This window comes from Mycobacterium ulcerans subsp. shinshuense (assembly GCF_002355775.1).
GTDB classification, from domain to species: Bacteria; Actinomycetota; Actinomycetes; order Mycobacteriales; family Mycobacteriaceae; genus Mycobacterium; species Mycobacterium marinum.
This window is the reverse complement of sequence record NZ_AP017624.1, coordinates 4988651-5009348: the sequence shown is the minus strand read 5'-3', so window position 1 is coordinate 5009348 and position 20698 is coordinate 4988651. Positions and strand designations below refer to the sequence as shown.

The 20698-nt window shown below is 67.6% G+C and carries 15 protein-coding genes and 4 pseudogenes; 7 read left to right on the top strand and 12 right to left on the bottom strand.

What is annotated here, in order from left to right; all coding sequences use genetic code 11:
* Positions 1-241 precede the first annotated feature (241 nt).
* From SHTP_RS22390 to SHTP_RS22375, 4 genes are all read left to right on the top strand, one after another.
* A complete protein-coding gene (locus SHTP_RS22390) occupies positions 242-550 on the top strand; it encodes a nucleoid-associated protein NapA (protein ID WP_012392693.1) in 309 nt (102 codons plus the stop codon).
* 64 nt (positions 551-614) lie between these two features.
* Complete coding sequence (locus SHTP_RS22385) at positions 615-1097, top strand: LytR C-terminal domain-containing protein (protein ID WP_172900588.1); 483 nt, start codon at positions 615-617, stop codon at positions 1095-1097.
* Positions 1098-1169: 72 nt separating this feature from the next.
* Complete coding sequence (gene sodC, locus SHTP_RS22380; RefSeq protein ID WP_012392695.1) at positions 1170-1886, top strand: superoxide dismutase[Cu-Zn]; 717 nt, start codon at positions 1170-1172, stop codon at positions 1884-1886.
* Positions 1843-3018, top strand: coding sequence for a glutamate--cysteine ligase (locus tag SHTP_RS22375; RefSeq protein ID WP_096371813.1), 1176 nt, complete (start codon positions 1843-1845; stop codon positions 3016-3018). The genes sodC and SHTP_RS22375 overlap by 44 nt, the downstream gene beginning before the upstream one ends.
* A 104-nt stretch (positions 3019-3122) precedes the next feature.
* On the opposite strand, the gene SHTP_RS22370 is transcribed toward SHTP_RS22375, so the two are convergent.
* On the bottom strand, positions 3123-3794 hold the full coding sequence (locus tag SHTP_RS22370) for a FadR/GntR family transcriptional regulator (RefSeq protein WP_172900587.1): 672 nt from the start codon (positions 3792-3794) through the stop codon (positions 3123-3125).
* 84 nt (positions 3795-3878) lie between these two features.
* On the opposite strand from SHTP_RS22370, the gene SHTP_RS22365 reads away from it, so the two are divergent.
* Together SHTP_RS22365 and SHTP_RS22360 are read left to right on the top strand one after the other, a co-directional pair.
* On the top strand, positions 3879-5186 hold the full coding sequence (locus SHTP_RS22365; RefSeq protein WP_096371812.1) for an MFS transporter: 1308 nt from the start codon (positions 3879-3881) through the stop codon (positions 5184-5186).
* A 137-nt stretch (positions 5187-5323) separates the two neighbouring features.
* Positions 5324-5980: an LON peptidase substrate-binding domain-containing protein gene (locus SHTP_RS22360; protein ID WP_096371811.1), complete on the top strand. Its 657-nt coding sequence runs from the start codon at positions 5324-5326 to the stop codon at positions 5978-5980.
* Between the two features lie 6 nt (positions 5981-5986).
* On the opposite strand, the pseudogene SHTP_RS22355 reads toward SHTP_RS22360, so the two are convergent.
* The 11 genes and pseudogenes from SHTP_RS22355 to SHTP_RS22305 all read right to left on the bottom strand — a co-directional run.
* Positions 5987-6763: pseudogene (locus SHTP_RS22355) on the bottom strand (ATP-binding protein); the annotation flags it as partial.
* Between the two features lie 18 nt (positions 6764-6781).
* Complete coding sequence (locus tag SHTP_RS22350; protein ID WP_420811867.1) at positions 6782-7984, bottom strand: ISAs1-like element IS2404/ISMul1 family transposase; 1203 nt, start codon at positions 7982-7984, stop codon at positions 6782-6784.
* 143 nt (positions 7985-8127) lie between these two features.
* A pseudogene (locus SHTP_RS22345) lies at positions 8128-9387 on the bottom strand (AAA family ATPase); the annotation flags it as partial.
* Positions 9388-9408: 21 nt separating this feature from the next.
* The gene (locus SHTP_RS22340; RefSeq protein WP_420872975.1) at positions 9409-10611 is read right to left on the bottom strand and encodes an ISAs1-like element IS2404/ISMul1 family transposase; all 1203 of its coding nucleotides are present in this window, start codon (positions 10609-10611) and stop codon (positions 9409-9411) included.
* 143 nt (positions 10612-10754) lie between these two features.
* A pseudogene (locus SHTP_RS22335) lies at positions 10755-10913 on the bottom strand (hypothetical protein); the annotation flags it as partial.
* Positions 10910-11785, bottom strand: coding sequence for a CDP-diacylglycerol--serine O-phosphatidyltransferase (pssA, locus tag SHTP_RS22330; protein WP_096371808.1), 876 nt, complete (start codon positions 11783-11785; stop codon positions 10910-10912). The pseudogene SHTP_RS22335 and the gene pssA, both read right to left, overlap by 4 nt.
* Entirely contained in the window at positions 11782-12504 is a 723-nt protein-coding gene (locus SHTP_RS22325; protein WP_096371807.1) for a phosphatidylserine decarboxylase, read from the bottom strand. Before SHTP_RS22325 ends, pssA begins: the two co-directional genes overlap by 4 nt.
* 85 nt (positions 12505-12589) lie before the next feature.
* On the bottom strand, positions 12590-15703 hold the full coding sequence (locus tag SHTP_RS22320) for a PE family protein (RefSeq protein WP_096371806.1): 3114 nt from the start codon (positions 15701-15703) through the stop codon (positions 12590-12592).
* Between the two features lie 313 nt (positions 15704-16016).
* A complete protein-coding gene (moeA, locus tag SHTP_RS22315; protein WP_096371805.1) occupies positions 16017-17222 on the bottom strand; it encodes a molybdopterin molybdotransferase MoeA in 1206 nt (401 codons plus the stop codon).
* 18 nt (positions 17223-17240) lie between these two features.
* Positions 17241-18178 (bottom strand): annotated as a pseudogene (locus SHTP_RS22310) (SDR family NAD(P)-dependent oxidoreductase).
* Between the two features lie 46 nt (positions 18179-18224).
* On the bottom strand, positions 18225-18728 hold the full coding sequence (locus tag SHTP_RS22305; RefSeq protein WP_096372615.1) for a cupin domain-containing protein: 504 nt from the start codon (positions 18726-18728) through the stop codon (positions 18225-18227).
* 309 nt (positions 18729-19037) lie between these two features.
* Between SHTP_RS22305 and groL the strand changes: the two genes are divergently transcribed.
* Positions 19038-20663, top strand: a complete 1626-nt coding sequence (groL, locus tag SHTP_RS22300; RefSeq protein WP_096371804.1) for a chaperonin GroEL — start codon at positions 19038-19040, stop codon at positions 20661-20663.
* Positions 20664-20698: the final 35 nt, after the last annotated feature.

Below are 20698 nucleotides of genomic sequence, written 5' to 3'. Positions count from 1 at the left end.
AGCTTATGCGGGGCGACTGGGCCCGGTGACGACGCCCGCCGCTCGGCGGCGGAGGAGTCTGGTGGTTGGGCGCGACGCCGGGTCGGAGGCAATCCGCCCAATCTGCCGACTCGCGGGTCGCGGTTACGGGGCAACAGTTCCCGGCGTGGTTGAATACGTCGGAACATGCCCCTTTGTAGGTCAAGTCATTCGAGCAAATAAAGCAAATAAGCATTCGCCGGAAGGGTCCAGGGGAAGCGATATGGACGGCGCTATGGCGCGGGCAAATCGAGCGGGGGACGACTCTGAAATCGCCGACGGTTTGACCCGTCGGGAGCATGACATCCTGGCGTTCGAACGCCAGTGGTGGAAGTTCGCGGGTGTCAAGGAAGACGCCATCAAGGAGTTGTTCTCGATGTCGGCGACGCGCTACTACCAGGTGCTCAATGCGCTGGTTGATCGGCCGGAGGCGCTGGCGGCGGATCCGATGCTGGTGAAGCGGTTGCGCCGGCTGCGGGCCAGCCGTCAGAAGGCGCGGGCCGCCCGGCGGCTCGGCTTCGAGGTGACCTGACACTGGTCCCGGTTTTGTCCGTGCTTTTTCAAGTTCTGGGCCTCTCCTGGCTACAGTGGGCTCGATGAACGAGCGCGTACCCGACTCTTCGGGGCTTCCTCTGCGGGCCATGGTGATGGTGCTGCTGTTCCTGGGCGTCATCTTCTTGCTGCTGGGTTGGCAGGCCCTGGACTCGTCCGGGAAGGCGGTGGATGACTCATCGTCGCTAACCACGATGCCGACGTCGTCCAGCGCCACGAAGTCGCCGACCTCGACGAGTGCCAAACCCGCTGCCCCCCAGGCGGAGGTGCGGGTCTACAACATCTCTGGTCTCGAGGGTGTCGCTGGGCGCACCGCCGACCAACTCAAAGAGGCCGGCTTCAATGTGACTGAGGTCACCAATCTTTCGGTATCGAACGTGCCGGTCACCACCGTCTATTTCGGCGATGCCGAAGGCGAACAGACCACCGCCGAAGCGGTGGGGGAGAAGCTGGGCGTGCCCGTCGAACGGCGGATAGCCGAAATTTCCGACCAGCCCCCCGGCGTCATTGTCCTGGTCACGGAGTGAGCCGGCGCGACACCAGCCCGGGTCGTTTCGGCCCGCTCGATGACTCGAGGGTCGCCAGGTTAGGCTCTCGCTATGCCTAAGCCAGCCGGTCATCGCAATGTCGCAGCTGTCACCATGTCCGCTCTGTCCGCGACCGCTTGTGTCGCGTTGTTGAGCGGGTGTTCGTCGCCTCAACATGCGTCGACGGTTCCGGGCACCACACCCTCGGTGTGGACCGGTTCACCCGCGCCGGCCGGCACCAACGAGCACCGCGAGGGGGCGTCCGAATCGGAGGGTCTGGCGACTCAGCTGCGGGCACCGGATGGCACCGAGGTTGCTACGGCCAAGTTCGATTTCGCGGACGGATTCGCCACCGTCACCATCGTGACTACCGGCACCGGCTACCTGGCCCCTGGCTTTCATGGAGTGCACATCCACAAGGTGGGCAAGTGCGAGGCCAATTCGGCCGGTCCGACCGGCGGCCCGGTGGGTGACTTTCTGTCTGCGGGAGGACACTTGCAGGTGTCCGGGCGCCCCGTGCCCGGGCAGTCCAGTGGTGACCTGACGTCGCTGCAGGTGCGTAGTGACGGCAGCGGGACGCTGGTGACCACGACCGATGCATTCACCATGGATGACCTGACGAGCGGGCAGAAAACCGCGATCATCATTCACGCCGGCGCCGACAACTTCGCGAACATTCCGGCGGATCGCTATAACCAGACGAACGGGACCGCGGGTCCCGATCAGACCACGCTCGCCACCGGTGATGCCGGTAAGCGGGTGGCGTGCGGTGTCATCGGCTCCGGCTAGCTCGTCGGCGGGTCGGACCGCAAACCGGATAGATTTCGCGCGTTCGCCGCGGCCGACCGTAGGAGTGGAGTGGGAGTTCGCCCTGGTCGACGCCGAGACCCGGGATCTGAGCAATGAAGCCACGGCGGTCATCGCCGAGATCGGTGAAAGCCCCCGGGTGCACAAGGAGCTGCTGCGCAACACCGTCGAGGTGGTCAGCGGTGTGTGCGGCTCTGCCGGCGAGGCGATCGAGGATCTGCGCACCACCCTGGGCCCGGCCCGCCGGATCGTGCATGCCCGTGGCATGGAGCTGTTCTGTGCGGGCACCCATCCGTTCGCGCAATGGTCCACCCAGAAGCTCACCGACGCACCGCGTTACGCCGAGCTGATCAAGCGCACCCAGTGGTGGGGCCGCCAGATGCTGATCTGGGGCGTCCATGTCCACGTCGGCGTCTCCTCGGCGAATAAGGTGATGCCGATCATCTCTGCGCTGCTCAACTACTACCCCCACCTGTTGGCGCTGTCCGCCTCCTCGCCCTGGTGGGGTGGCGAAGACACCGGTTACGCCAGCAACCGGGCGATGATGTTTCAGCAGTTGCCTACCGCTGGGCTGCCGTTCCAGTTCCAGACCTGGTCGGAGTTCGAAGGCTTCGTGTATGACCAGAAGAAAACCGGCATCATCGATCACATCAACGAAATACGTTGGGATATAAGGCCTTCGCCGCACCTGGGCACCATCGAGCTGCGGATCTGTGACGGTGTTTCCAATCTGCGCGAGCTCGGTGCATTGGTGGCCTTGATGCATTGTCTCGTGGTGGACCTGGATCGCCGGCTTGATGCCGGTGAGACGCTGCCGACGATGCCGCCCTGGCACGTCCAGGAGAACAAGTGGCGCGCCGCGCGCTACGGCCTGGACGCGGTGATCATCTTGGACGCCGAAAGCAACGAACGGCTGGTTACCGACGACCTCGACGATGTGCTGACGCGGTTGGAACCGGTTGCGCGGTCGTTGAGTTGCGCGGACGAGCTGGCCGCGGTCGCAGAGATCCCGCGAGTCGGCGCCTCTTACCAGCGCCAGCGGCGGGTGGCCGAGGAACACGACGGAGACTTGCGGGCGGTGGTAGACGCACTGATCGCCGAGCTGGATATCTGACCTGCCGGACACGCCGTCGGATGGATTCGCGCGCTAGTTCGACCGCCACGCTCGCCCCCGCGATGCGGTGGGCGCACACGACCGGATCCGGGCTGCCGCCGGATTTAGCGGCGCAGTCGCGCGATGAACACCTGTGCCGCCGCCTCTGCGCGCTGTGGGTCACCGGCGATGATGGCCTCGACCAGCTCGGTGTGTTCGCGCTCGTATGAGGTGCATGTCCCCACCGGGCCCGCTTCCACCGCCCGATGGATGGTTGGCAACAGCAGGTCATAGAACTGTAGATATGTCTCGTTGTGGCTGGCCGCGACGATGGCGCGGTGCAACGCCGTGTCGGCCGAAGTCATCTCGGTGCGTTCTTTGTCGTTCGCCGGCTCTCGGCTCCACAGTTCGTTGCGCCGGGCGAGCAGGGCCCGAAGGTCCTCGATTTCGGCGGCATCACGCCGGCGCGCGGACAGGACGGCGGCGGTGACCTCTACCGCCTCGCGCAGTTCCCAGAGATCACGTTCGCGGGCGGCCGCGAAATATTCGGCGAGGGCGCTGCCTTGTTCTACGTCGGCAATGACGTAGGTGCCCGACCCTTGTCGTCGCTCGAGTATTCCCACGTGCACCAGGGCCTGCACGGCTTCGCGCACCGTGTTGCGGGCGGTTCCGGTCATCTCGCAGAGTTCGGGTTCGGTGGGAATGCGATCACCGACTTTCCAGCGCCCTGACGTGATCTCATCGCGCAGCTGATCGCTTACCTGGGCGATGAGTGTCCGGCGGCGCACTGTCTGCATGCCACCAGCATAGGCAGTTTGCCCAATACATCCATTCATCCTATGATTCCTACCGTTGTCCAACACTGGATTGGGGGAATTCCGATGACTGCTGTGGCGGCACCGGTGATCCACGACCCAACCGCCGGCCGGTCGTTGTTTGCCAGCAGGGTGACGGTCTTGCTGGCGATCGCACTGTCCGCCTTCACCATGCGGTCCGCCGTCACCTCGATGGCGCCCCTGCTGGCGAGGGTCGCAGACACGATGGGCTTCGGCGGTACCGTCATCGGCGTCTTCGGGATGCTCCCCACCGCCATGTTCGCCTTGGCCGGGTTCGCCGCGCCCCTGAGCCGCCGGTTCGGCCCGGAACGTCTGGCGCTGCTCAGTGTCTTGGCCACAGCGGCGGGGACTGCCGGCCGCTCGATGGCGTCCGACACGTCCGAGCTGATGGCGTTCACCACGCTTGCCCTCGTCGGCATGGGCATCGCAAACATTGTGGTCCCGCCGCTGGTCAAGAAGTACTTCAACGATCGCGTCGCCTTGATGAGCGCGATCTACCTCGCCTGCCTACAGCTGGGCACCATCATGCCGGCCGTGGCCGCGGTGCCACTGGCCGAGTCCTATGGATGGCGGGCCTCGCTCGCAATCTGGGCGCTCATTCCCGCGGTCGCAGTTCTACCGTGGATACTCGTCCTCGTCCGCCGCCGCACCAATGGCACCGATCACGCTGCCCGGACGGGAAAAAAGATCGGGCCGATCTGGCGCTCGCCGATCTCCTGGGGCCTGACCTTCATGTTCAGCATGACGTCGCTGATCACCTATGCGATGTTTGCCTGGCTTCCCGTGATCGTGACATCTGCCGGAGGCAGCGAAGCGCTCGGAGGCGCCATGGTTGCGACCTTCTCCGGCGTCGGGTTCCTTGCAACGCTGGTCACGCCCAGGCTGTGCGCTAGGGTTGCCAACCCGTTCCCCATTGTCGCCGCTTCTGCGTTGTGCTTTCTCGTCGGTTTCGCGGGATTGCTGTGGGCTCCGCTGACCGCGCCCATCGTCTGGGCGATATTTCTCGGACTCGGCCCAAGCACCTTCCCGGCCGCGATCACCCTCATCAATCTGCGGTCGCGCAGCGAAAGCGGCTCCGCGGCGCTGTCCGGTTTCACCCAGGGCATGGGCTATCTGTTGGCCAGCCCAGGACCACTGATCTTCGGAATCCTCTACAACGCCACCGGACGGTGGGAACTGTCGTTCGGATTTCTCCTGGTCCCGCTGATTGCACTGCTGGCCGGTGGGTATCACGCCTGCAAGCCCCGCTATCTGGAAGACACGTTGACCCCTTCCCGGAAGTCGGGATCGGACGCTGTCGAGGACGTTGTCGAGGGAGAACGTCTGCAGGAGTGTTCGACGAGCTGCGCTTGACCTCGCGACCGGCCGGTGAGCCGGGGCTTGGTGATCACCCCGCCTTGCGCGATACGCTGCCTTTCTGCACAACCCTGCGATCGTGGCGTGGCCGCGACTGTTGTCTGGCAGGTGTGGCAGACCCGGATTGAGGGGGCATGGTGGCCGTTCCGAAGCCCTTCGAAGCACCGATGTTTCCGCTGGAGGCGACGATGCTGCCCGGCCAGGATCTGCCATTGCGCATCTTTGAGCCTCGCTACAGCGTGCTGGTGCGACACTGCCTCGATACTGGTGATCCGTTCGGTGTGGTCCTGATCGCCGGTGGGCGCGAGGTGGGTGGCGGTGAGTCACGATACGACGTCGGGACGCTGGCCAGGATCACCGAATACGTCGACGAGGGCGCGGGTCGTTATCAGTTGTTGTGCCGCACTGGGGAACGGATTCGGGTATGTGACTGGCTCCCGGACGACCCCTATCCGCGCGCGACGGTACAGATCTGGCCAGATGAGCCGGGCGCAGCGGTGAGTGCGGCCCAGTTTCGCGACACCGAAGACCGGGTGATGGCGTTGTTCGAACGGATCGCCACCGCCCGTGGCATCGAGTTGCCGGGTCGCGATGTGGTGTTCGACTACCAGTCCGACGACATCGCCGCTGACGCGGGAACGTTGTTGTACGAGTTGGCGTCTCGGGTTCCGATGGGCCCGGCCGACGGCTACGCGGTGTTGTCGGCGCGGTCGGCCGCTGATCGGCTGGCCGCACTTGCCGAGGCGGTGGACTCGGTCGAGGCGATGGTCGATTTCCAGCTGTCCGACTAGTCCGGCTCAGAGCTCTTCGCCGAACGCGCGCAACGCATCCACCTGCAGCGGATCCAATGACGGGCGGACGGTCTGGCGCGCGGCGGCGAGGTCCGCGGCGGTGACGTCGGCCGCGTCGATGGAACGGCGCATCGCGGTCAGCGCCGCCTCGCGCAGCAATGCCACGCAGTCGGCGGCGCTGTAGCCGTCGAGCCCCGCGGCCACCTCATCCAGGTCGACGTCGGCGCTGAGCGGGATGGACTTGCCTGCGGTGCGCAGGATCTCGAGGCGCGCCTCGGCATCGGGCGGCTCGACGAACACCAGACGTTCCAGCCGGCCCGGGCGCAGCAGCGCCGGATCGATCAGATCGGGGCGGTTGGTCGCCCCCAGCACCACCACGTCACGCAGCGGCTCGATGCCGTCGAGCTCGGTCAGCAGGGCGGCGACCACCCGATCCCCAACACCCGAATCGAAGCTATGCCCGCGTCGGGGCGCCAGGGCATCCACCTCGTCGAGAAACACCAACGACGGCGCCGAATCGCGGGCCCGACGAAAAAGCTCACGGACGGCTTTCTCCGAGGAGCCAACCCATTTGTCCATCAGCTCGGAGCCCTTGACCGCGTGCACGCTCAACTGCCCGGTGCTGGCCAATGCCCGGACCACGAAGGTCTTGCCGCACCCGGGAGGGCCGTAGAGCAGTACCCCCCGCGGGGGCTCCACCCCTAACCGGGCGAACGTGTCCGGATGCTGCAAGGGCCACAGCACCGCCTCGGTCAGGGCCTGCTTGGCCTGGGCCATGTCCCAGGGCTCCGGCGTTGTTGATTAGCAGGCTTGTGAGCTGGGGAATTGTGGATTGAGGAGGTCTAGGCGGCGGTTGGCGGTCAAAGCGGTGATCCGGCAGGCTTCGGCGATGTTGTCGGCGCCGTTGAGGCGGTGCAGATTGATCGCGGTGTTGCGTAGCGTTGCTAGGACCTGTGCGCCGTTTCCGGTATGTGCCCTTTGACGGTCTTCGTCGAAGGTGACGTCGCGTATCCAGTGCAGGCTGTTCTCGATTCCCCAGTGTTGACGCATCCAGGTCATGATCGCGGTAGGGCGGGCGTGCTCGAACGGCAGGCTGCAGATGGCATAGACCACCTCCACGCTGCGCTGGTCGGTGGCGGTGATCAAGCGTTCACGAGTGATCCGGATGATTTGTTTTGCGTAGGGGAAGCCGATTCCTCGTGCAGCGGTGATGATTTGCAGGGTGCGGGTCTCGACACGGCCGTGGCCGCGGGAGTCGTCGGTAGCGGCTGCGGGCACCTCGGCCCAGGGCAGCGCGGTGATACGCGCAAGTATTTTGGCTTGGTTGGACTTGACGATCATCAGGTAGTGCGACTTCAAGGTGGCGCAGATCAACTTCGCGGTGACGACCTGGGTATGCATCGCATCCACGGTGACCAGCCACCGCAAGCTACCCGGCAGCAGCGTGAGCAGGGCACGTACGCAGGGAATTTCATTGCTTTTCTCGGCGACAGCGAGTTGACCGAGCACCAATCGGGCACGGTGGGCGAACACCGACACGAGATGCGTGGCTGTCGCTTTGGCGCGTAAAGCACCACGCAGCATCTTGCCGTCCAACGCGATCGGCACCAATCCACTGGGGTCGCTGCTGGCCACGTGTGCAGTGAAGTAACTGCCCATCCTGGCGTTGAGGTCGGCGGGGTCTAGCCGAGACAAAACAGCGCGGAAGGTCTTCTCACTGGGCCGCCGGAACCGGACCCCTAATTGGGCCAACACATCATCGGGAGCGGTGGCCGCCCATGTGGCAAAACCAGCATAGCCGCGCATCCCCGCGGCAGTGGCCAGAACCGCGATCGCCAACAAAGCCATCAGCGAATACCTCCGACCGCGTGGGTCCCTCGGGTCTGGCACCGAGGCCAACACATCGAGAAACTCCGATCCGATGAGCTCGCTGCGCTCACCAGGACTCCAGCGGTCGAACACCTCTGGAACCGACGACACAGGCAATACTGAAACGGTAGGCACGGGCAACTCCAGACCAACGACGAACAGTAACCAACTCGATCGTTCTCCAGATAGCCCGTGCCTACACTCCGGCCCCAATAGCGCGGCACCAAAGATCATCAACCCAGCTCACAAGCCTGCTAATCAACAACGCCGGAGCCCTGGGCCATGTCCCCGACATCGTCGAGGGTGATGCTTCCCACCGCGACCTCCGAGCTCGCCGAGCGCGACAGGGGGCGGATGACGGTCAGCGCGCCAAGCAGGTCTTCCTGGTTGAGCTCTGGTGGCTGACCATCGGTACTAGCTCGCGAAGCGGCCCGCAGCGCCGCCTCGCGCAGCAGCGCGGCCAGGTCGGCAACTACGAACCCCGGCGTGCGGCTGGCTATTTCGTCAATATCCAAGTCGCCGGTAGGTACGTGCCGCAGCAGGGCTTCCAGTAGGGCCTTGCGGGTGGCCGCGTCGGGCAGCGGCAACCCCAATTCCCGGTCGCACAGGTCGGGCGCGCGTAACCGGGCGTCGAGCTGGTCGGGCGCGGCGGTAGTGGCGATCAGCACCACGCCATCGGTGGCGACCGCGGTGCGCAGCTCGCCGAGGATCAGCGCGGCAACCGGTTCCGCGGTGGCCGGCAGCAGCGCGTCCACGTCGGTGATCAACAGCACCCCGCCGCCGTCGCGAACCGTCGCGACGGCGGAGGCCACGGCCTTAGGCCGATTCTCCGGGGCCAGCGCACCAACCTCGGGACCGTCGAGTTCGACCAGCCGGCGTCCGGCACACACCGCGCGCACCAGCGTCACCTTGCCGACGCCAGCCGGACCGGACACCAGCACGCCCAGATTGGTGCCCACACCCAAAGACTGCAGTAGATGAGGTTCATCGAGGGCGAGCTTGAGCCATTCGGTGAGCTTGGCCGCCTGCGGCTGGGCACCCTTGAGCTCCTCGACCTGGATCTCCGGGGTCGCCACGCTGACCCGCTCGGCCTGGGATGACTGCGCGGTGTGGGGCACCCCGGTGCCCCAGGTGACCAACGTGTTCGGCTGCACACTGACCGGCGCATCGGGATCGACGCCGGTGACGGTCAACAGCTCCGATGTCCAGCTGATGCCGACCGCCGACGCCAAGGCCTGGCTGGCGGCCGAAGTCGAGGTGCCCGGGCCCAGGTCGCGGGGCAACAGCGACACCGCGTCGCCGACGGTCATCACCTTGCCCAGCAGCGCCTGGCGCAAGGTGATCGGCGAAAGCGATTGGGTGGCCAGCGACGAGCCGCTCAGCGTCACGGTCCGTGCACCGTAGACGGTGACCGAGTTGACCAGCACCGCAGTGCCTTCGCGTAGTCCGGCGTTGGACAGGGTCACGTCGTCCAGCAATATGGTGCCGACCGGGACCTGGTCATCAGCCATGCCGGCCACCGCCGCGGTCGTTCGGGACCAGGGCTCCGGCGTTGTTGATTAGCAGGCTTGTGAGCTGGGGAATTGTGGATTGAGGAGGTGTAGGCGGCGGTTGGCGGTCAAAGCGGTGATCCGGCAGGCTTCGGCGATGTTGTCGGCGCCGTTGAGGCGGTGCAGATTGATCGCGGTGTTGCGTAGCGTTGCTAGGACCTGTGCGCCGTTTCCGGTATGTGCCCTTTGACGGTCTTCGTCGAAGGTGACGTCGCGTATCCAGTGCAGGCTGTTCTCGATTCCCCAGTGTTGACGCATCCAGGTCATGATCGCGGTAGGGCGGGCGTGCTCGAACGGCAGGCTGCAGATGGCATAGACCACCTCCACGCTGCGCTGGTCGGTGGCGGTGATCAAGCGTTCACGAGTGATCCGGATGATTTGTTTTGCGTAGGGGAAGCCGATTCCTCGTGCAGCGGTGATGATTTGCAGGGTGCGGGTCTCGACACGGCCGTGGCCGCGGGAGTCGTCGGTAGCGGCTGCGGGCACCTCGGCCCAGGGCAGCGCGGTGATACGCGCAAGTATTTTGGCTTGGTTGGACTTGACGATCATCAGGTAGTGCGACTTCAAGGTGGCGCAGATCAACTTCGCGGTGACGACCTGGGTATGCATCGCATCCACGGTGACCAGCCACCGCAAGCTACCCGGCAGCAGCGTGAGCAGGGCACGTACGCAGGGAATTTCATTGCTTTTCTCGGCGACAGCGAGTTGACCGAGCACCAATCGGGCACGGTGGGCGAACACCGACACGAGATGCGTGGCTGTCGCTTTGGCGCGTAAAGCACCACGCAGCATCTTGCCGTCCAACGCGATCGGCACCAATCCACTGGGGTCGCTGCTGGCCACGTGTGCAGTGAAGTAACTGCCCATCCTGGCGTTGAGGTCGGCGGGGTCTAGCCGAGACAAAACAGCGCGGAAGGTCTTCTCACTGGGCCGCCGGAACCGGACCCCTAATTGGGCCAACACATCATCGGGAGCGGTGGCCGCCCATGTGGCAAAACCAGCATAGCCGCGCATCCCCGCGGCAGTGGCCAGAACCGCGATCGCCAACAAAGCCATCAGCGAATACCTCCGACCGCGTGGGTCCCTCGGGTCTGGCACCGAGGCCAACACATCGAGAAACTCCGATCCGATGAGCTCGCTGCGCTCACCAGGACTCCAGCGGTCGAACACCTCTGGAACCGACGACACAGGCAATACTGAAACGGTAGGCACGAGCAACTCCAGACCAACGACGAACAGTAACCAACTCGATCGTTCTCCAGATAGCCCGTGCCTACACTCCGGCCCCAATAGCGCGGCACCAAAGATCATCAACCCAGCTCACAAGCCTGCTAATCAACAACGCCGGAGCCCTGCGTTCGGGACCCGGTCAACGAAACCGCATCCCACTCCCGGATCCCGAGGGCGGCAATGGCGCTCGGGTGCAACCGCACCACGCCGCGACGTGAGTCCACCGCCGACGTGTTCAGCCGGGCGGTCAGCGTCAGCTGTGGAGCCCCATAGGGGCTGGTCACAACCGCCCGCCCGGCTTGCGCAGCCCCAGCCGCGCCACCGAACGGCGCGCCACCGACCGGCGATGCGGCTGCGCTCTGCGAATCGCGCGCCGCGCGGCGCGTCGTTGCTTGGGTTTGTCGCCCCACACCTCGGGATGCTCGGCCAGCCAGCGCTTGCTGCGCACCGCGAACGGAATGTGACACACGTAGGCGATGATGATCACCCAGATCAAGATGTAGGGAGCCAGCACCGCGGCGGCCGCCATGATGGCCAGCACCGCCAGCAGCACCGCGGCCAGATTGGGCGGCACCGCCACGGCATGCATCTTCTTCATGGGGATCCCGCTGACCATCAGCATCGATGTGCCGGTGATCCAGAAAGCCAGGAACCACACCGAGGTCCACCAGCCCTCACCGAACTGCATCTTCAAGGCCAGCAGGCCGATCATGGAAACCGCGCCCGCCGGTGCGGGCATTCCGACGAAGAATTCGTGTGCGTACGCGGGCTGGGTGCCGTCATCCAGCAGCGCGTTGAAGCGCGCCAGCCGAAGCACGACGCACACCGCGTAGAGCAGCACCACAACCCAACCGACCTGCCACTTCGACAGCATCGTGACATAGAGCACCAGCGCGGGCGTCACGCCGAAATTCACCGCATCGGCCAGGGAGTCGATTTCTGCGCCCATGCGCGACTGGGCGTCCAGAATGCGGGCCACCCGGCCGTCGAGTCCGTCTAGAATGGCCGCCGCCGCGATCAGCGCCATCGCGGGCACCGGCTGGTGTTCGAGGGCGAATTTGATCGAGGTCAGCCCGGCGCAGATGGACAGCACCGTCATTGCGCTGGGCAAGATCTGCAGGTTTACCGCGCGCTTGCTCCGAGGCTTGGTCGTCATGGCAGGTCAGCCAATATGGTCTCGCCGGCAATCGTGCGCTGGCCAACTATGACCACCGGCTCGGTGCCCGGTGGCAGGTAGGTATCCAGGCGAGAGCCGAAACGGATCAGACCGTAAGTGTCGCCGATCGCCAATTTGTCTCCGACGTGTGCGTCGCACACGATGCGGCGCGCTACCAGCCCGGCAACCTGTACCGCGACCACTTCAGCACCGTTGGCGGTGCGGATGCGCACGCTGTTGCGTTCGTTGTCGTCGCTCGCCGCGGGCAGGTCGGCCGACCCGAAGCGGCCGGGCCGGTGCTGGACGGCGACGACCTCGCCGCTGACCGGGGCCCGCTGCACGTGGGCGTCGAATACCGACAAGAAGATGCTGACCCTGGGGAGCGGCGCGTCGCCCATACTGAGTTCGGCCGGTGGTGCCGCGGTGTCGATCACGCAGATCACGCCGTCGGCGGGTGCCACGATGGCGCCGGCCCGGCTCGGTGGTACCCGGGGCGGGTGACGGAAGAAGCCGGCGCAGGCGCCGGCGGCCAGCAGCCCCGTCCGGCGCGCCCAGCGGTGCCGGTATCCGACACCGGCCACGGCTAGGCCCGCAGCGATGAAGGGGCGCCCGGCCGGGTGTATCGGCGGGATGGTGGATCGCACCAACGCCAGGAGATGCTGCGGGCTCAGAGTCGGTTCCGCGAAGGATGAGTCGGAACGGCGGGGACGTCGTGCCACGCGGCCATCTTAGGGAGCGCCGTGGCGGTCAGTGTACGGACGGCGCCCCGATGTGCCTGAGCACACCGGGGCGCCGTCAACAAGGTCATGCGCCGTCGTGCCCGTTCTCGCCTATCAGTGTGCCGCCAGTGCCTCCCGTTCCGGCGGTGCCCGGTGGCAAACCAAGACCGAGAATGCCTCCATTGCCGCCCGTGCCGACCAACTGGGCGTCGCCGCCCTTGCCGCCGTCACCACCCGGCGCAGCCCCGAGGCCGATCCCGCCCGCGCCGCCGTTGCCGCCGTCTCCGATCAGGGCGCCGGTGCCGCCGTTGCCGCCGTCCCCGGAAGTGATACCGCCAAAGCCGCCGTCGCCGCCGGTCCCGCCGTCGCCAAGGAGTCCGCGAGCCCTGCCGCCGTTGCCGCCGGTCCCGCCGGTGCCGCCACCTGCGCCGTTTCCGCCTGCCCCGCCGGACCCGCTGAGCCCGCCGCCGTCGCCTCCGGTTCCGCCGTTCCCGCCGACTGCCGCGCCGACCGCGCCGGTCCCGTCGGCCCCGCCGTTGCCGAAGAGCATGGCGGCGTTGCCGCCGGATCCGCCGGCCGCACGGGCAGCGACCGTGCCGCCGCCTCCGGCGCCGCCGGCTCCGCCGTCGCCATAGACCACGCCGGCGTTGCCGCCGGCCCCGCCGACACCACCGCCGCCTCCGCCGCCGCCGACGCCGATCCCGTCGGCCCCGCCGGTACCGGAGAGGGCGCCAGCCGAGCCGCCGGCTCCGCCGGCCCCGCCGGTGTCGAGGCCGATCGCGCCGGCTCCGCCGGCACCGCCGGCACCGAAGAGAGTGGCGGCGCCGCCCCCGGTGCCGCCGGCGCCACCGACAGTCTGGCCGGCTCCGCCGGCCCCGCCGGCGCCACCGGTGCCGGAGAACACGCCGGCGTTGCCGCCGGCTCCGCCGGCCCCGCCTTCGGTGCCTGCGGGAGCGATGCCACCGGCGCCGCCGGCCCCGCCATTGCCGGAGAACGCCCCGGCGGCACCGCCGTCGCCGCCGGCGCCGCCGTTGCCGGACAGCAGGCTTGCTCCGCCGGCTCCGCCGGCCCCGCCAGTCACCAGGCTGAACCCGCCGGTGCCGCCATTGCCGCCGGCCCCGAACAGTCCAACGCCTCCAGCGCCGCCGGCCCCGCCGCTCTGGCCGCCTCCGCCCTCACCGCCGGCACCGCCGGCGCCGAATAGACCTGCCATGCCGCCCGTGCCACCGGCCCCACCGACAACGGCCCCGATTCCGCCGGTGCCACCGACCCCTGCGCCGCCCGACAGCAGCCCCGCGGCCCCGCCGTTGCCGCCGGCCTGGCCGGTTCCCAGGCCGTTGACCGCGCCGGAACCACCGGCGCCACCGTTGCCGAACAAGATCCCACCGTCGCCGCCGTTGGCCCCGGTTCCCGCGGCGCCGTTGGCGCCGTTGTCGATCAGCGGGCGATCCAGCAGCGCCTGGGTGGGCGCGTTGATTAAGTCGAGAAGAGCCTGGTTTGACGTGGCCAGCCCGGGAGCGCCGGCTTCGCCCGCTGTCCCAGCTGGGACGCCCAGGACGGGATTGCCGCCGTTGCCGCCGGTTCCGAATAGCTGGGCGTCACCGCCTCGGCCCCCGTTACCGCCGGGGTCCACGGTGCCGGATCCGCCCGCGCTGCCGTTGCCGCCGCTGCCGAACAGTGCTGCCTTGCCGCCGGCCTCAGCGTCGCCGCCGGCCCCACCCGCGGTGGCCAGGCCGCCGTTGCCGCCGGTCCCGCCGTCGCCGAACAGGCCGGCGGCGTTGCCGCCGTCGCCGCCGACACCGCTGACGGTGCCCACGGCGCCGTTGCCGCCGGTCCCACCGGAGCCGGCGATCCCGCCGCCGGTGCCTCCGCGGCCGCCATCGCCGCCGGCGACGGCGCCCGCGGCGCCGTGGCCGCCGGTCCCGCCGGAGCCGAAGAGCGTTGCGGCATCCCCGCCGTCGCCGCCCTTGCCGCCGGCAGCAGCGCCGCCGATGCCGCCGGCCCCGCCGTCGCCGTAGACCATGCCGCTGTTCCCGCCGGCCCCGCCGGCGCCGCCGCTGACTTGGCCGAAGCCGTCCGCCCCGCCGGCTCCACCGGCGCCGAACAGGGCGCCGGCGCTGCCGCCGATGCCGCCGGCCCCACCGACATCGAAGCTGGTTCCGCCGGCCCCACCGACCCCGCCGGTGCCGACCAGGTCGGCGGCGTTGCCGCCGGCCCCACCTGCACCGCCGGCGCTGGTCGCGACTCCGCCGGTGCCGCCGGCCCCGCCGTCGCCGTGGAACAGGCCGGCGTTGCCGCCGGCCCCACCGGCCCCGCCGCTGCTGCCGGGGATGTTGCCGCCGGCCCCGCCGACGCCGCCGTCGCCGTCGCCGTAGAAGGTGCCGGCGTCGCCGCCCTGCCCGCCCGCGCCCCCGGCAGTCGCTCCGCCGCCGCCGAGCCCGCCCGCGCCACCGTTGCCGAACAGCAGGCTGGCCCCGCCGGCCCCGCCGGCCCCGCCGGTCCCGCCGACCGTGGCGTTGGCCATTCCGCCGGCCCCGCCGGCCCCGAACAGCCCGAGGCCGCCCGCGCCGCCGGTGCCACCGCTGGCGCCCACCCCACCGGTGCCGCCGGCCCCGCCCGCGCTGAATAGCCCACCGGTTCCGCCTTGGCCGCCGGCCCCGCCGGCGCCGGCCGCTCCGAGGCCACCCGAGCCTCCCGCGCCGGCCGTGCCGGCCAGCAGCCCGGCGGCGCCGCCGTTGCCGCCGGCCCCGCCGGTGAGGCCGGTCGCGCCCGATCCGCCGGCCCCGCCATTGCCGATCAGTATTCCGCCGTCGCCACCGCTCGCGCCGGTTCCCGCGGCCCCGTTGGCTCCGTTGCCGATCAACGGGCGATTCAGCAGCGCCTGGGTGGGGGCGTTCACCAAGTTGAGCAGATTTTGCGACGCCGCCTCGGCGCTCGCGTATGAGCTCGCGCCGGTGGTCAAGGCCTGCACGAATTGATCATGAAATAGTGCCGCTTGGGAGCTGACTGCCTGGAAAGATTGGCCGTGCGCGCCGAAAAGCGCCGCGATCTGGATTGATATCTCATCGGCGGCGGCGGATATCACCGCGGTCGTCGGGGCGGCCGCCGCATAGCTGGCCTGGCCGATGGTGTTGCCAATGCCGGCCAAATCCGTTGCCGCCGCGCTCAATAAATCTGGTGTCGCTACCAGATAAGACATGCGTATCCTGTCCATTTCCCTGGCTTTTGGCGATTAAGCAGCAGTCGAACGGATCGTATTTGTTTCGCATCCATGATCACTCTGGAGATCTGTCAAGAGTTATCAAAAAGTTATATTTAGTAGGCTAAATGTAAAGCCTTTTTACAGAGGCGGGTTTATGCCAGATCCATAAATGTAATTGTCGAGACAATATAGTCTCATTTTTGCGTTCGGTATCGCATTTTCTGGGGATAGTCGATACGCGGGCTCCCGGCCTGGATCCGGGGCGCGATCAGTCGGGCGTTGGACCGATATCGGGCGCGGTCGCCGCGGTTTAGGTCAAATCCCAGACTTGTACCTGGGTTCCGGCGGACACCTCCATATCATCCTCCGGAATCTCCAGCAAGGCGTTGGCCGAGGCCAGCCAGCGCAAGTGGTGCGAGGCCGGCGGCCCGTAGCTGGTGACCTGTCCGGTGCCTATGTCGAGGATCGCGCGCCGGAACTGCCGCTTGCCGCGCGGTGAGGTGACCGTCGCGGTCATCACCGCGGTCCGCTGTGGTCGCCGCGGATCCGGCAGGCCCATGGCCAGGCGCAGCGCGGGACGGATGAACACCTCAAAGGACACCAGCGCGCTGACCGGGTTGCCGGGCAGGGTCACGATCGGCGTGCCGGCCACCAGGCCGACGCCCTGGGGCATTCCCGGCTGCATCGCCACCTTGACGAACTCGACGCCCTGAACGCCTTCGCGGCCGAAGACGTCTTTGACAACCTCATAGGCTCCGGCACTGACGCCCCCGCTGGTGATGATCAGGTCCGCGGCACCCGCGTGTCGGTCGAGAATCGCGACGAACTGCGCGACGTCGTCCCCAGCGGTGTCGGTGGCTACGACGACCGCACCGGCGTCGCGGGCCGCGGCAGTCAGCATGACCGCGTTGGACTCGTAGATCTGTCCGGGTTGCAGTGGCGTGCCCGGCGGTACCAGCTCCGTGCCGGTGGAGACCACCAGCACGCGCTGGCGGGGGATCACGCTGAGCTTGGCCAGCCCCAGCGCGGCGGCCAAGCCCAGCGCTGCCGGTGTCACCAGCTGGCCGGCTTGCAGGACGGTGGTACCGGCGGCGACATCTTCACCCGCGCGCCGGATGTGCTTGCCCGCGACAGCGGGCTGGCCGATCTGTACCGTCTCGAGGCCCCCGTCGGTGGCTTCCATCGGCACGATCGCCGTCGCGCCGGCGGGTACCGGCGCCCCGGTCATGATCCGGTGCGCCGTCCCCGGGTGCAGCCTCAGTTGGTCGACGCGCCCCGCCGGAATGTCCTCGGCCACTGGCAACACCACCGGGTGCTGCGCACTCGCGCCCACGGTGTCCTCGGCCCGCACCGCGTAGCCGTCCATCGCGGAGTTGTCGAACACCGGTAGCGGCAGTGGGGCGACCACGTCGTCGGCGAGCACCAGGCCCTGCGCTTGCTGCAATGGGACCTTGGCGACGGGACGGGCCCGGACCATGTTGGTGACGACCCGCTGATGCTCCTCGACCGACCGCATGCGGCCATTATCGGCCCGCTAGACGGGGAAGCTGACCCCGGTGAGCTCCTCGGAGACCGTCCAAAGCCGACGTTGCAGGTCCTCGTCGTGAGATTGAGCGCTGGACTGGACGATTTTCGGGTGGCCGCGGTGCTCGGCGAAACCGTCCGGACCGTAGTACTGGCCGCCGGCCGCCGAGGGATCGGTGGCGGCGCGCAGCGTCGGCAGAGCACCCATCTGCGCGCTCTGGAACAGCGCCGGGCCGAGAATGTTGGCTAGCGGAACCAACATCCGTGGCAGGTTTCGGGCCAGTTCGGTATTGGAGCCGCCGGGGTGGGCCGCGACGGCGATCGTCGCGGCCTGGGAGTCCGCCGCGAGCCTGCGCTGCAGCTCGTAGGTGAACAGCAGGTTGGCCAGCTTGGACTGTCCATATGCCGCGACTCGGTTGTAGCTGCGTTCCCACTGCAGATCGTCGAAGTGGATCGCGGCCCGAATGCGGTGGCCCAGGCTGCTGACCGTGATCACCCGCGAGCCGGGTACCGGCAGCAGGTGATCGAGCAACAACCCGGTCAGCGCAAAGTGGCCCAGGTGGTTGGTGCCGAACTGCATCTCGAAGCCGTCCTTGGTCACCTGCTTCGGTGTCCACATCACGCCGGCGTTGTTGATCAGCAGGTCGATGCGTGGGTAGGCCGAACGCAGTGCATCGGCGGCGCTGGCACCGAGTCCAGTGAGCTCAGGTCCAGGGCCTGCAACGTGACGTCGGCCTGGGGCTTGGCCGCAACGATCTGTGCCACGGCGGCGTTGCCCTTCTCGGGGTTGCGTACCGCCAGCACGACGTGGGCGCCGCGGCCGGCCAGCGCCTCGGCGGTGTGGTAGCCGAGCCCGGTATTGGCGCCGGTGACCACCACCACCCGGCCGCTTTGATCCGGGATGTCGGGGGCCGACCAATGACTCTTGGCTTTCCCCTTAGCGCTCATGGCCAGAACATACTCACTTCCGGCCCGGACGGGCCAGCCGCCAGAACTATTGGACCCAGAAGTTGTCGTGCGCGACGAAGAACTCCCGGCGTTGGTCGTCGGTCATGTCGGCCAGGCCCGGGAACCCCTCGAAGTAGTCCTCGCGCGGGGCGCCGGGGGCGAACAGGATCAGGATCGATGCCGGCTGGTTGGACTCGTTGCGGAAGCCGTGCACTCCGCCGGGCGGTACATAGAGGTAATCGCCGGCGGATGCGTCGACCCAGTCTCGCCCGTCGTGCATGCGCATCGACCCGGACAGGACGAAGAAGGACTCCGACATCGTCTTGTGGAAATGCGGACCCGGCCCACCTCCGGCCGGTGCGATATCGACGCGGTAGAGCCCAAAATCGCCGTCGGTGGTTTTCTGGGTGGCCAGGTAGTGGTACTTGGTGCCGCCCACCTCCAGGTTGGGAGGTTCGTCCCGACGTTTCAGCCGAGCACTGACCTCTCCCTTCTCGCCGGTGTAGCGCGCTGGCGGATAGGGCGGGTAGGCAGGCATGACGAGCGACATCACCCCAGTGTGGCCCAACGCTTCACGCGACAGGCTGTTGTTCGGGCCGAGCGCCCGCCCGCCGCGGCGCGCGCCGTATCGTCGGCGGGTGGGGGCGTCCTTGCACTCGGCATAGGCGAGTGCTAAAAATGACGTTGGCACTCGCGACCCGCGAGTGCTAGGTCGGGACGGTGAGAACGGGCCTGGTCGTGATCTGCGACCTGGCTTCGGTCGTCCGTCGCGGGCACTGCGCCCGGCCAGCGTAAGTAACGGGGTTGCCATTACCCGGTGACCCCCGTTTCATTCCCAATCCGGAGGAATCACTTCGCAATGGCCAAGACAATTGCGTACGACGAAGAGGCCCGTCGCGGCCTCGAGCGGGGCCTGAACGCCCTCGCCGACGCGGTAAAGGTGACGTTGGGCCCCAAGGGTCGCAACGTCGTCCTGGAGAAGAAGTGGGGTGCCCCCACGATCACCAACGATGGTGTGTCCATCGCCAAGGAGATCGAGCTGGAGGACCCGTACGAGAAGATCGGCGCTGAGCTGGTCAAGGAAGTTGCCAAGAAGACCGACGACGTGGCCGGTGACGGCACGACGACGGCCACCGTGCTGGCCCAGGCGCTGGTCAAGGAAGGCCTGCGCAACGTTGTGGCCGGTGCCAACCCGCTCGGTCTGAAGCGCGGCATCGAGAAGGCAGTCGAGAAGGTCACCGAGACCCTGCTCAAATCGGCCAAAGAGGTCGAGACCAAGGAGCAGATCGCGGCGACCGCAGCCATCTCCGCCGGCGACCAGTCGATCGGCGACCTGATCGCCGAGGCGATGGACAAGGTGGGCAACGAGGGCGTCATCACCGTCGAGGAGTCCAACACCTTCGGTCTGCAGCTCGAGCTCACCGAGGGGATGCGGTTCGACAAGGGCTACATCTCGGGCTACTTCGTCACCGACGCCGAGCGTCAGGAAGCGGTCCTGGAGGACCCCTACATCCTGCTGGTCAGCTCCAAGGTGTCCACCGTCAAGGACCTGCTGCCGCTGCTGGAGAAGGTCATTCAGGGCGGCAAGCCGCTGCTGATCATGGCCGAGGACGTCGAGGGCGAGGCGCTGTCCACCCTGGTCGTCAACAAGATCCGTGGCACCTTCAAGTCGGTGGCGGTCAAGGCCCCCGGCTTCGGTGACCGCCGCAAGGCGATGCTGCAGGACATGGCCATCCTCACCGGTGGTCAGGTCATCAGCGAAGAGGTTGGCCTCTCCCTCGAGACCGCCGACATCTCGCTGCTGGGTAAGGCCCGCAAGGTCGTCATCACCAAGGACGAGACCACCCTCGTCGAGGGCGCCGGTGACTCCGACGCCATCGCTGGACGGGTGGCCCAGATCCGCGCCGAGATCGAGAACAGCGACTCCGACTACGACCGTGAGAAGCTGCAGGAGCGCCTGGCCAAGCTGGCCGGCGGTGTTGCGGTGATCAAGGCCGGGGCTGCCACCGAGGTGGAGCTCAAGGAGCGCAAGCACCGCATCGAGGACGCGGTCCGTAACGCCAAGGCTGCCGTTGAGGAGGGCATCGTCGCCGGTGGTGGCGTCGCCCTGCTGCACGCGGTCCCGTCGCTGGACGAGCTGAAGCTGTCCGGTGACGAGGCCACCGGCGCCAACATCGTCCGGGTGGCTCTCGAGGCTCCGCTGAAGCAGATCGCTTTCAACGGTGGCTTGGAGCCCGGTGTGGTGGCCGAGAAGGTCCGTAACTCGCCCGCCGGTACCGGCTTGAACGCCGCCACCGGTGTGTACGAGGACCTGCTCAAGGCCGGCGTTGCCGACCCGGTCAAGGTGACCCGTTCGGCGCTGCAGAACGCGGCGTCCATCGCGGGTCTGTTCCTGACGACCGAGGCCGTTGTCGCCGACAAGCCGGAGAAGGCGGCCGCTCCCGCGGGCGACCCGACCGGCGGCATGGGCGGCATGGACTTCTAAGTCCGCAAGGCGCGCAAGTTCGCAAGCACGAAAAA